Below are 12,566 nucleotides of genomic sequence, written 5' to 3'. Positions count from 1 at the left end.
AGACCTCGGCCCCGGAGGGCGCCCGCTAGGGCGCCGGGGGCGTCCAGGAGCTCACCGTCGCTCTACCGACGTCGCGGCGTCGCCGCCGGGACGCTCCTCGCCGTCCGCAGGGCCGCGGCGAGGCGCCGGTCACCGCGCAAGACAGGAGATCTGGGCGGCAGCGCTAGAAGCCGCCCGGATAGTCGGCCTCCGTCGGGTACCTGAAGGTGCCGCGCATGAAGCCGTTCGGGCACGTGTCGGTGCGCAGATCGATGTAGTGCTTGTCCGGCTCATACTTGACCTGTGTGGCCAGGGCTTTCAGGCTCATGGTGGCGGCCTCCGTCATGCTGTATCCGAAGCCTATCCGCCCGTCGCCTGCGGCGTCGGCGATGAAGGTCCCCGGCGGCTCCCCGACCGCCGGCCCGTCCGTCGCCTCGGAGAGCGAGCCGACGAGCATCGGCGGCTCGGTGGGGCTGGCCTCGCCAGGCGTCCCCTTGCGGATGTCCCCCTTCGTGAACGTGATCCTCATGTTCGGCAGCACGTGGAGATCGTTGAGGGTGACCAGTTGGGCGAAGTTACGCCTCGAGGTGTCCGTGATGAACCGGAAGGTGGCTTTGCCCGTGGGCGGCGTCGCCCCTGGCCAGGTGGCCAGACATTCATCAGGCATCGTGAGCTCCGCCTTGAGCTCGCTCGTCCTGCGCGCGGCGCCCTCCGCCGTGCCGACGAGCTCCTCGCCTTCTTCCAGCTGCTCCGGTCGCTCCGCGGCACACCCGCTCATCGTCGCGGAGATGCCGATACCCACCAGCGCGGCGAGCATATCGATACGAACGCTGTCCATGAAACCGCTCATGATGTTTCTCCTGACCGGTCAGAGACGGAACCGACGAGGGGCAATCTGCCCCGACTCGACCTCTCCCCCGCTCCCAACCCGGCTCACAGGAGCTCGCTGCCCGGACACGGGCGCGAGGCCGCGGGCGGACGACCAGTGAAGACCGGAAGCCAGCCGGAGGCTCGCGCCCCGTCTGATGACCGGGCCGCGGACTCCCCGTGAGTTGAGCTCAACGCCCCCCTTGTCGTCCCCGTGTCGTGAGCCCGTTCGGCTCGCCTCCGAGCTGCTGCCCGACCGGCGGCAGACAAAGGTCTAGTCTCGTGTACCGTGAAGTCAAGATAACGAAGAGGAGCTCACCGCATCTACCGCCGGAGCGGATGCCCCTTCGCGGCTCGTCGATCCACCACACCATCACGAGCCGTCCATGTGCCTGGAGCTGTCGCGGGACGGGCGTTATGGGACGACATCGATCCACCCGGACACGCGCACAGCGTCGCCCGACGCCGGGTCCAGGTGGACGAGGCTCGCTCCGAGGACGCCTGTCCGCCGGTTCCGGGCGAAGGTCACGGGCGGAGCCGGGCCTGCGTCGAAGTCGCGCAGCCGCTCGAGCGCCGCGATCAACCCCTCCCGCGTGGCGTGGGCGCCGGTGCGCTTCAGCGCCTCGATCAGGATCCGCGCCGCGACATAGGCGCTCGCCTGTGCCCCGAGCGGCCCCGGCGCCACGCCGCCCCGGCGCAGGAAGGCCCGCAGCGCGTCGCCCGACGCCCGCGCTCGCTCGCCGAGCGGGCCGGAGTACAGGAACAGGACGCGGCCGGAGAGGAGGCGCGGGAGGGACCCGGCGTGGTCGGCGATCGATCCCAGCGGGGCGTAGAGCGGCGCGGCGGAGCCGGCGGCGTCCAGCGCCGCCCGGGCGCTCGCGAGGTCCGCGCCGGAGCCCCAGAAGAGGATCGCCTGCGCCCCGTGCGCCTGCGCTGCGTCGGCGACGTCGCGCGGGGAGAGGCGGCCGGGTTCGAAGGACAGCGCTGGCGGCGCGGGGAGGCCGCGGCTCGCGGCCTCGGCGCGCGCCCCCGACGCCCATGCCTCGCCGGCGCGGTCGCGGGTGTGCACGATCAGGGCGGCGGCCGCCGCGCTCGGTGGAGCGTCGGCGAGGTGCTTGATCGCCACGCGGGCCAGCACGTCAGGCCCCGGTAGCACCTGGAACACCACGCCGCCGTCGCGCGCCGCGCCGGCCCCCGCGGCGTCCCGCGCTGGGTCAGGGGGTCCGCCGCCCAACCCGGGTCCGCCGGCCGTCGGCCCCACGAGCGGCGCCCGCTCCTCCTCCAGTCGCGCCTTCAGCGCCGGATCCCCGCTCCAGACGCTCCCCACGAGCGCCAGCACGCCCCGGTCCAGCAGGCGCGCCGTCGCCCCGCCCTCGCCCGCCGGCCCAGCGCTGTCCTCCACGCGGAGCGCGAGCCGCCGCCGGTAGATCCCGCCCTGAGCGTTGACGTCGGCGAACGCCGCCGCGAGCACGTCGCGCACGGCGGCGCCCACCGCCGCGTCCGGCCCGGTCAGCGGCAGCGCCGCGCCCAGCGCCACCGAGTCCGCCGTGACGCCCGCGTCCAGATCGCGCCCGACGCAGCCCAAATATGCAACGAGATCCGATAGATCCGCGTCCGCCAGCCGGAACCGCGGCATCGCCGGATTCAGCTGCCGGCCCGCGGGCCCACGCCCCTCGCGGATCGCGGCCGCGAGCGCCCGCGCGGTGGTGGCGCCCCGCTCGCGGCCGGCCGCGGCGAGCCGCTCGGGCGTGAGCGCCGGCGCCGCGATGCCCCCCTCGTTCGTCCCCTGCCCGCTCGGACCGTGGCAGCCGGCGCAGGCCGCGTCGCGGCCCGACAGCGTGACGGTCCCGTCGGCGATCGCCCCCTCGATGACGCGGCCGTCCGCGGTCGCGCCTCGCTGGTAGATGCGCTTGCCGCGCAGCGCGGACGGCGCGAGCTCGGCGCACGACGCCTCTTGTTCGCCACGCGCGCGGGGCGCGGGCGCGCGCTCGTCGCGGCCGAGCGCCTGCAGCGCGAGCGCGCAGAGCCCGATCGCCGACGCCGAGGCCAGCACGGTGAACCGCAGCCGCGGCTCACCCATCGTCCGCGCTCCCCGCCGCCGGCCCCCGTGGCCCCCGTGGAAGGAAGGCCCGCACCTCCTCGGCCAGGCGCCGCGGCGGCGCGATGCCGTCGATGCGCGTCCAGCGCCCCTCCGCCTCGCGGCCGATGAGCGAGATCGGCGTGTGCCGCTCCTTGATCGGCGCGCGCCCCCCGAGCGCACCCAGCACCCGGTTCACGCGCTCGCGGCTGCCCGTCAGGAAGACCCAGCCCCGCCGCCGGCCGAACCTCTCGGCGTATTCCTTCAGCCGCTCCGGCGTGTCCATCGCCGGATCCAGCGAGATGGAGACGAGCCGCACGTCCCGCTCCAGCGCGTCGCCGAGCTCGTCCTGGAGCCGGCTGAAGATGGCCGTCATCGGCGAGCAGATCGTGGTGCAGGTGGTGAAGATGAAGTTGACCACGAGCACGCGGCCCTTCGAGAGCTCGCGGAGGCGGACGGGCGCGCCGTCCTGATCGACGAGCTCCTCGTCGGGCACCACGACCCCCTGCGCCGGCGCCGAGCGCACCACCGCCGCGCCGTCCACGGTCGGGGGCGGCGGCGCCGCGGTGGCCTCCCCGGCGCGCTCGTCGCCGGCGCGCTCGCGGCCGCACGAGGCGACCGCGAGCGCGCCGGCGAGGAGCAGGGCCTTCGACGCATGCAGCGAGAGAGCGCTCATATCCACCTCACTCCGGATCGTTGATGTGCTGGGCGAGGTGCGCGAGGACCTCCGGCCGCTCGGTGGCGAGCGTCTTCAGCCAGGAGCCGGTCGACGTATCGCCGACGAGCAGCGTCATCGTGTGCTCGTCCGGTCTCCGCACCTGGCCGCCGAGGCGCCCCAGCACCGCGGCGACGTTCGCGGCGGTGCCGGTCAGGAAATACCAGCCTTCGCCCACGTTGAACTTCGCCGCATACTGCTTCAGCACGGCCGGCGTGTCGTTCTCCGGGTCGACCGTGATCGTCAGGATGGTCACCCGCTCTCCGCGGGCCCGGAGCAGCGCCTGCACGCGCGCGAGGTTCGCCGTCATCGTGGGGCAGGCCCCCTTGCACGAGGTGAAGGCGAAGTTGATGAGCACCTTCCGGCCCCGCAGCAATCCCTCGTAGAAGCGGTGCGCGCGGCCGTGCTGATCGACGAGCTCGACGTTGGTGAAGTACTTCTCCGCGGCGGCGTCGTCCTCCCGGGACACGCCCCCGACCCTCATCCGCTCGGGGCGAGGTGCCTTGTCCTGCGCGGGCGCCGACCGAGGTGCCTTGTCCTGCGCGGGCGCCGACCGAGGTGCCTTGCCCTGCGCTGGCGCCGACCGAGGTGCCTTGTCCTGCGCGGGCGCCGACCGAGGTGCCTTGTCCTGCGCGGGCGCGAGGCCCGCGAGCGAGAGCGCGAGAGCGCCCGCGACGACGGCCGCGCCCGGCCTCATCGCGCACCTCCCCCGGGAGCGCCGCCGCCCGCGCCGCGCGCGGACACGCGCAGCGGGACGAAGGGGAGCGCGCCGAAGGGCACGCCGCGCTGCGGCGCGGCGGCGAGGAAGCGGTACTGGCCCGGCGCGGGCGGGGTGAACGCGACCGAGAAGATGCCGTCTCCCTCCGGCCGCGGCGCGCCGCTCCACCGATACCCAGCTGGGAACCGAACGATCATGATCTCCATCTCCTTCGCGTCGAGAGCAGCGGCCGTATCCTTCGCGGTCGCCCTGAAGCGGAGCGTCGCCGGCTCGCCCGCCGCGAGCTGCAGGTCGGGCTCGAAGAGCGGCGAGAGCGCGATGCCCGGCGCTGGCCCCTCACCGCAGCCCCCCTGGTCGGCGTAGTCCCCGCCCTCGGCGCAGCGCGCGGGCGCCACCGTGGCCTCGAGGCACACCGCCGCGCGGGGTCGGTCGAGGAGGAGCTCGACGTCGTAAAGCCCCTCCGCGCCGAGCCGCACCGTCGTCGCGTACACGCCCTTCCGCACCTCCTTGAGCGCTCGATCCTCGACGAGGATCGAGCTCGGCTCGCGGCCGTAGGTCGAGAAGGTGCCGATCGGCGCCATCATGCCCTCCACGTAGAAGTAGAGGGCCTTGTCCGCCGGGCTCGCGATGAGGGCGCCGTTGCCCTCGGGCATCGGGGCGATGGGCGCGGCGAGCCCGCTCGGCCCCGTCGCTGGACCTCGGCCCGCGGCGGCCGGCGCGTCCTGGCCGACCGCGACGTGGACGACCGGCGGGGCCGCGGGGCCGCCGAGCCCCGCCCGATCGATGAGCGAGATCTTCCCCGCGCCGAGGTTGCGGACGTAGGCGAAGGCGCCGGTGAAGGTCACCGCGTCCGGCGCCGCAAACCCGGTGAGCGCGTGCGCCACCGCGCCCGTCGAGGCGTCGAGGATGGCGACCTCGTCCGCGGCCGGGTTGAGCGCGAACGCGAAGCGCCCGCCCGGCTCGAACTGCAGCGCGCCGAGCCCCGGCTTCAGGGCGACGCGCCCGGCGACGGCGCGGCGCGCGGCGTCGAGGATCACGACCTCGCCGCGCGCGCCGTTCGCGACGTAGACCACCCCCGCCTCGTCGCTCGCCGCGATGGACACGGCCCCTTCGCCGACGGGGATCGCTCCGAGCGGCTCCAGCGCGGCGACGTCCACCACGGTCACCGCGTCGCCGCGCTGGCTCGTGATCCAGGCGGCGCGACCGCCGCCGGTGAAGGTGATCTCGTGGTGGCCCGGGCCCACCTGCAGCGTCTTCATCACGTCGGTCGAGCGCGCGTCGATCACGCTCACGGTGCCGTCGCCGTCGTTGCCCACCCAGACCGTACGCCCGTCGGGCGCGACCGCGACGCGGGCCGGGTCTTGGCCGACAGGGACGTTCGACCGGACGAACCCCCGCCGCGTATCCACGACGGCGAGGCCTCGGCCGCCCCGGAGCGAGACATAGAGGGTGTCGCGGTCGGGGTGGAGGGCGAGCGCGACGCCGGGGCCCGCGAGGCTGACGATGCTCCGGAGCTTCGTCCTGCCGAGGGCGACCTGCGGGTTGATGGCCGACAGGGTGCTGTCCTGGTTGAGCGTCCAGAGGAGATAGGCGTTCATGTCCACCTCCGGGCGCGCCGACAGGAGGCCCCCCATGAAGCGCTTGATCCTCTCCCGGCAGCCCGCCTCGTCCGGCGCAGCGCCCGCCGCGCTCGCGGCGGCCCCGCCGGACAGGCCATCGGCTGCCCCGGCGTCCCCGTCGCGCCTCGACATCCACCCGAGCGGCGAGAGGCCGCCCAGCGGCGCGCCGGTCTTCGCGTCGGTGATCGTGAACTCGGCCACCACGTCGGCGAACGCCGCCGCCGCGGTCGACTCCGCGGCGGCGGCCGCGCCGCGGCCCCTCTCGATCGGGCGCAGGGCGAACGCGATGGAGAGCCCATCGCGCTCGACCCGGCTCGCCTGCAGGGCAGGCGCCTCCGGCTGCGCAGGCGCAGGCGCCGCGCTGTCTCCCTGCGAGACCGCGACGGACGCCCTTCGCCCGCAGCCGAGCGCCGGACAGACGACGAGACACGCCAGCGAGAGGCAGAGCCCGTGCGCGCGAGGGAAGGTCCGTCTCATCATCGATCTCCTGCTTTCGCTCACTCCGTGACGCGCACGATGCCCCAGAGCCCGCCGGCGAGCTGGAAGCTCGCCTGATCGAGGTACAGGCGGTCACCGGGCACCTCGTGCAACCCTCCTGCCCGGAAGAAGGGGTTCACGTTCCAGGCGGTCATGGGGCCGATGCCGCTCTGCGCGGCGATCGCGAAGGACGCCGGGTTCGGGCCCATGACCCGGGAGGACGAGCCCTGCGCCCACGGGTTGTGCGCCCACTCCGCGCCCCAGAGGCCGAACGAGTGCTGGCGCCGGTGCCCCGAGGGCTGCAGCACGCGGACGCGAAGGGTGTCGTAGCGCCCCACCGTGAAGAGCGGCGTCGCTGGATCGCCGTGCTCCATCGAGCTGAAGATGTCGCTGATATCGAGGTCCGGCAGCTCGCCGATCCGCCGCTCCGGGCGCACCCCGAGGCGCGCCCACAGCGGCTCGGCGAGGTAGTTGAAGGCCTTGTGGCCGGTGCCGTCCGCGTCGGTCTCGCCCACGATGTTCCGGAGCGCGGTGCCGCAGTTCAGGGGCGCGTCCGCGCACTGGAACCGCGGATCGTCGGAGTGCAGGGCCACCTCGTCCTGGTAGAAGAGCACGATCTCGCGGAACCACCGCTCGGCGCCGGCCTGGTCCGGGTACGACACGAACAACGACGCGCGCGTGTTCGGCTTCGGATACCAGGTGGCGTTCGCGGGCTCGACGATCAGCGCGCCGATCGCGCCCTGCATGCCGTGGTTCACCACGTCCGCCATGTCCTTCAGGTTGATCGCGCCGAGCTCCACGGGTTGCCACGTGACCTCGCCGAGGGGCGAAACGGAGACGTCGCCCGCGTACCACGTGTATGTTCGCCGCCCGCCCGGCGCGACCGTCTGGTCGGGGTTCTGGCCCACGTTGGCGCCGTCGCTCGCGTTCACGTCGTAGGTGACCAGCTGCGGGTGCAGCGAGACGCGGTTCGAGGTCTTCACCTGGTTGACGTTGAACCCCTCGACGATGGGAGGGTTGTAGTTCCAGTGAGGCGTCTTCGGCGGATTCTCGGGCAGGTCGTTGACGAGCGTGACCTTGACGCACTCGCCGGCGGCCGCGCGCAGGATGAGCGGCTCCGGCGCGAGCTTGCCCGCCCGGATGGCGCTCAGGTCGGCCTCGTGGACGAACAGGATGGCGTCGGGATCGTAGAGCCCGTATTCCTTGTTGTAGATGAGGCGATCGCCGGGCAGGTTGCCTGCCGCGGAGATCGCATGAACGACGTACTGCCTCACCTTCGCGTTCGGCGGACACGCCGTGAGCGGAGAGCTCGGGAGGCTCCGCGATGGAGCGCGCGGGAGCGGCAGGAGGTCGGCGACCGGCTCGCCGTGGACGCGCATGAGCCCCCACATCCCTTCCCACAGGTCGTCCGTCGTGGCGCTCTGGTACAGGTAGTCGGCGCCGCCTGCGCTGTTCTTCGCGAAGAGGGGGCTCTCGACGAGCTCGATATCCATCGCCTCCGAGACGCCGATCGGCTGCCCGTTCGAGAAGCCGCTGTCCGGATCCGAGCCGTCTCGGAGCCACTTCTTCCCGTGCAGGGAGAAGATGTGCTGCTCCGAGTGCGCGCCCTGCGTGAGGCGGATCACCGCGCGGTCGCCCTGGTAGGCGCGGAGCAGCGGCGTGAAGGGATCGCCGTGCACCTTCGAGCTGAAGACGTTGTGCATCTCCCCGGCGGCGCCGTCCTTCGGGGTGGCCGCGCCCGTCGCGCAATCGCGGTCGGCGATGCGCATCGGGATGGGCTCGTGCCGGTAATTGATGAGCCCCGCCCCGGGATCGCGCCAGGAGACGGGCTCGCGGAAGAGCCCTCCGTGGGCGATCGCCTGCGGCAGCGGCGCCGCGACCGTGGCCGGCGAGTTCACCGGACGGCCGCACTCGTCGTAGACGATGGCATAGTCGGCGAAGCTCAGGTTGAACTCGCGGAACGGCGTCCGCTTGTCCCCGGGCGGAAACAGGATGTCGGCGCGGTAGCTCGTCGGCCCGCCGTCGGAGCGCGCGCCGAAGAGATCCCCCGTCGTGGGGTCGCGCCAGATCGATCCGGCGGGCTCGACCACGAGGGCTGCGTACAGGCCATGGTGCTGGTGGGAGGAGGCGGAGAAGTGATCGTGGGTGAAGGCCGTGCCGAGGGGGCGCTCCTTCCCCGACGCGGTCACGACCGGATCGGCCCACCAGCGCTGCGTCGTGGTCTGCGCCCCGAGCGGCGCGCCGGCGAGGTGCGGGTGCCGCGTCGCCGCGAGCGTCACGCGCGCGCCCGACTCGAGCACCGTGCCGTCGGCGGCCAGCGCGCCGCCGAGGGCGTTGGCCGCGCTGATGCGCGCCACGACCTCCTGCGCGGCGAACGTCCCATCCTCGTAATTGAACCCGTTGGCCCCGCCGTCCGACGAGGTGATATCGTACTTCACGAGATGGATGTGCTGACCGAGGATGTCGGTGGGCGTGCGCATCTGGAAATCGTCCTCCTCGAGCACGTCCGGGATGGTGTTCGTGGCGTGGAAGACGACGCACTCGCCGGAGCCGGCGCGGATGAAGAGCGGCTCCGGCGGCCTCGTGCCTCCGACCGTGGCCTCGTAGTCCTTCTCGAGGACGATCGTGCGCGCTTGGGGATCGTGCCAGCCGGCGCGGTTCACCGTGGCGTCGATCTGGACGTAGGCCGCGCGGTAGGTGCGCACCGGCGCGCCCGGCGGGCAGGGATCGGCGTAGGGCGCGCCGGCTGCAGGGGGCTGGCCGTTCACGAGGAAGAGCGCCGGATGGCCGCCAGGGGTGAAGGCCGGATAGCCCTTGACCGGGAGGCCGTAGCGCGCCGTGGTCGAGACGGCGCCCGGGAACCACCCTGCGTGGAACTCGGCGGCTGCGACCTCCGCCTCGGTGCCGTCGGGCGGCAGGAGCTTCACGTTGGCGCGGTGGATCTGCACATCGAAGGTGCCGCGGACACCGCGCTCGTCGCCGTCCGGCGGGACGCTCGTGATGAGGTGGCGCGGCAGCCCGCCGTCATGCTCGATGTCGCGCGGCGGCTGCGGCGGCCGGTGCCCGGCCAGCCCGGCGACGTAGTAGGGATAACCGGGCATGGCTTTGCGCACCACCTTGCGTCCATCGGGCAGCGAGACCGACGTCGGCTCGTAGGTCGGCATCGGCGCCATCGCCAGCTCCGGGATGGGCACGACCGCGGGCGTGGGCGTCCCGATCGCGAGCTCGCCGTCGGGCAGGTTCCGGTCTGGCGTGCCCGCCTCGAAGACATCGTGGTTGCGCCAGAGCCCCCACATCCCCTGCACGAAATGGGGATACAGGTGACAGTGGTAGATGGCGTCTCCCGCGGTGAGGTTGCGGTTGCCGCCCCCGCCGTAGCTCATGTCGTAGGTGAAGGCCGCCCTGGGGCCGATGGTCTGGGAGTCGATGTACGCGCTGTCGTCGTTGTTCGGCGAGCGCAGCCACTGGTGGCCGTGGGCGTGGAAGACGTGCGTCTCGGTCGGGCCAGCGTGCAGGTTTCGGATGCGGACAGGGTCGCCGACGTAGGCGTGGGAGACGTTGGCGGGGTCGTCCGGGTAGAGGGCGCGAACCGCGTTGCCTTCCTCGTCTCGCTCGATGTTCAGCGCCGGGTCTCCGTTCGCCCATGAGCTCAGGAAGAACTCCTCGAACTTGCACTCCGCGCAGCCTCGGGTGGGGCCGATCTTCCTCCGGTTGGCGAGGGCGGCCCCGCCGAGGCTGGCCGCGCCGTAGTTGATGCCGAAGCCGCTGCGCACGCTGTGGTATATCGGGTCTCTCTGGAGCTCAGGGAAGGCCTGGACGGAGCCCAGATCGTCGTGGAACATCACGGTGAACTCGCGGAAGTAACCGTAGCTGGCGGACGTCCCGGCCCGGACCTCGGTCTCATCGAAGCCGGTGATGATCGCGTTGAGATCGCCGTGCACGATCTCGCCTCCATCGTTGATCATCCGCAGGATCGGCTCGCCCGACGCGTCGCGCGCGTCGTAGTTGATGAGCGGCGTGCCGTCCGGGTTCCGGGGCCCGACCGAGGCGGCCTGGAGCTCTTCGGCCGTGATCTGAGAGCGGTACGCGACGGCGCCCTTCGGCTCGACGATGACGGCGCCGAACAGCGACTGGGCGATCTGCCGCAGCGGCCTCCCGGTGCCGTCGGCGCCGGCCATGGCGCCACCGCTGTGCATGAGGAACGCGCCCTCGCGGCCGCCGACGAGCTCGTAGGTGCGCGTCTCGCCTGGCGCCGCCAGCGAGCTCTCGTTCTGCCCGACGTTCCCTCCGAGCGCGGCGATGTTCCGGATCTGGAGCCCGACCACGTGGATGGACGCGTCACGCGTCGTCGGGGAGAGGGCCGGGAGCGCCGCGCCGCTCGGCGTCAGCCAGTTCGTGAACGAGATGACGAGCTTGTCGCCGGCATTCATGCGCAGGACGAGCGGCCTCGGGCGCTTGCCTGGCCGCAGCGCGGCGTTGCCCGGGCCGACCGGCCTCGACGGGTCGGCGGCCTCGACGTCCCTCCGGAGCGCGTAGACCATCCCCCCCGGGTTGAACGCGTCATAGCGATCATAGACAATCAGCTGGTCTATCGCGACGACGTCGGCGTGAACGGTCCTCCCCGAAGCTGTCGCATACGACGCGTCGACGACCGCCTGCTCGCCTTGCTCCACCTCCTCGTCGACGAACGGAGCATCCTGGTCCGCGCATCCCATGGCGACGCTCATCGCTGCGGCCAACTTGAGCCCTCGCAAACGCCTCATCAACACGTAAACCTCCCTATTCCAACTCGAACTAGAGGGGATCGCCCGCGTCGAACGTGCACCGTCCCGGCGCCGCGAGTGGGTTGCAGCATGCCCGAGATGAAACACGGTATGATGCGTCGCGATGTGCTGAGCCCACCAGCACCGTGCTGGTTTGACCGCACGACTTTGCTCGGTCAAGAATTTTCCCAGCTTACGGAATTGCACAAGATCCAAGCCGTGTTCCGGGCGAACACGAGTGTGCCCGACATACGCGTTCTGCGCTCGCCGCCGCCGGAGCGCCCGGCGAGCGACGGGAGAAGACAACGCATCTACCGGGCGATGCAGTCCGGAGGCGGAGCGCCGCCGTGCGGGCGCGGCGTCAGGCGCGCGGGCGGTCCGCCGTCAGAAATCGACGCAGACGGGCTCGTCGATCCGCAGCACGGACTCCTGATCGAAGCGCGCCTTGTAGTCCTCGCGGATGGCCTCGATGCTGTCCGAGGCGGCCTGGCTGCCGTCGTGGAGGAGCATGATCAGCCGGCTGTCCTCGCGGATCAGCTCCTCCGTCGTCGCGAGGTACTGGCCGTCGACGTCGAACTGCGTCAGCCCGTCGCGGAAGCGCGGGGTCACCACCGTATCGACGAACTCCTGCCACTCCTCCTGCGTGACGTCGGGCGCGTCGAACCGATCCATCCCGAAGAAGAGCTCGGTGCGGATCATCGGCGCCCCGCTGTCGCAGGTCGCCTCGCGCGCCGGCGCTCGGCTGTCGTCCGCCGCGGCGCTGCCGCAGCCGGCGGCCGCGAGGAGCACGGCGAGGAGGGCGCGCGGGATCGATCGGTCGGGCATGGATGCTTCCTCCGCGGTGGGGGCGTTCGGTCGCACGATGGCGTGCGACCCGCACGCTATCACAGCCGCCGCGGCGGATTAGCTGAGGTTGTACGCGACCATCGCGATGCCCGCCGCGATGAGGACGATGCCGCCGATCTGCACCGCCGTGAGGGTCTCGCGCAGGTAGTAGACGGAGAAGACCGAGATGATCAGGAAGCCGCCCGAGGACATGATCGGATAGGCGACCGACAGGTTGATGCGCTTCAGCGCCAGCACGTAGAACAGGATGTTCGACGCGAAGAGCACGAGCCCGAGCACGAGGTGGTAGTTCGTCGCGAGCGCGAGCCCCTTCTGGACGAGCGACAGGCCCTCCATCGGGGGGACGCGCCGCGCGGCGAGCTTCATGAGGATGTTCGCGGTCGCGTTGAAGACGAGGGCGATGATGAGGAAGAGGTAACCTTGAGCCATGTCTCGTGTGCGGCGCGCGCCGGCGGCGCGCCATTCCCGGGAGACGTCTGGCGCAGCGGGCTGCATGGATCAACCG

Annotated in this window: 8 protein-coding genes; all 8 read right to left on the bottom strand. The window is 72.2% G+C overall.

Annotation, left to right across the window (positions count from 1 at the left end; all coding sequences use genetic code 11):
* Nucleotides 1-163 precede the first annotated feature (163 nt).
* The 8 genes from WMF20_RS12140 to WMF20_RS12105 all read right to left on the bottom strand — a co-directional run bounded on the left by WMF20_RS12140 (nucleotide 164) and on the right by WMF20_RS12105 (nucleotide 12,490).
* Complete coding sequence (locus tag WMF20_RS12140) at nucleotides 164-829, bottom strand: hypothetical protein (protein WP_437613394.1); 666 nt, start codon at nucleotides 827-829, stop codon at nucleotides 164-166.
* 432 nt (nucleotides 830-1,261) lie between these two features.
* A complete protein-coding gene (locus tag WMF20_RS12135) occupies nucleotides 1,262-2,926 on the bottom strand; it encodes a cytochrome c/ABC transporter substrate-binding protein (protein ID WP_437613392.1) in 1,665 nt (554 codons plus the stop codon).
* Complete coding sequence (locus WMF20_RS12130) at nucleotides 2,919-3,599, bottom strand: SCO family protein (protein ID WP_437617105.1); 681 nt, start codon at nucleotides 3,597-3,599, stop codon at nucleotides 2,919-2,921. The genes WMF20_RS12135 and WMF20_RS12130 overlap by 8 nt, the downstream gene beginning before the upstream one ends.
* A gap of 7 nt (nucleotides 3,600-3,606) precedes the next feature.
* Nucleotides 3,607-4,335 (bottom strand): SCO family protein, encoded by a 729-nt coding sequence (locus tag WMF20_RS12125; protein ID WP_437613390.1) that lies wholly within the window; start codon nucleotides 4,333-4,335, stop codon nucleotides 3,607-3,609.
* Nucleotides 4,332-6,455 (bottom strand): YncE family protein, encoded by a 2,124-nt coding sequence (locus WMF20_RS12120; RefSeq protein WP_437613388.1) that lies wholly within the window; start codon nucleotides 6,453-6,455, stop codon nucleotides 4,332-4,334. The genes WMF20_RS12125 and WMF20_RS12120 overlap by 4 nt, the downstream gene beginning before the upstream one ends.
* A gap of 17 nt (nucleotides 6,456-6,472) precedes the next feature.
* On the bottom strand, nucleotides 6,473-11,179 hold the full coding sequence (locus WMF20_RS12115) for a copper oxidase (protein WP_437613386.1): 4,707 nt from the start codon (nucleotides 11,177-11,179) through the stop codon (nucleotides 6,473-6,475).
* Nucleotides 11,180-11,599: 420 nt separating this feature from the next.
* Nucleotides 11,600-12,040, bottom strand: a complete 441-nt coding sequence (locus WMF20_RS12110; protein ID WP_437613384.1) for a DUF3574 domain-containing protein — start codon at nucleotides 12,038-12,040, stop codon at nucleotides 11,600-11,602.
* Between the two features lie 78 nt (nucleotides 12,041-12,118).
* A complete protein-coding gene (locus WMF20_RS12105) occupies nucleotides 12,119-12,490 on the bottom strand; it encodes a DMT family transporter (protein ID WP_129574509.1) in 372 nt (123 codons plus the stop codon).
* Between the last annotated feature and the right edge of the window lie 76 nt (nucleotides 12,491-12,566).

Source organism: Sorangium sp. So ce834 (assembly GCF_051521425.1).
Taxonomy (GTDB): domain Bacteria; phylum Myxococcota_A; class Polyangia; order Polyangiales; family Polyangiaceae; genus Sorangium; species Sorangium cellulosum_D.
The sequence above is the reverse complement of the archived record's forward strand: the minus strand, read 5'-3'. Positions and strand labels throughout refer to the sequence as shown.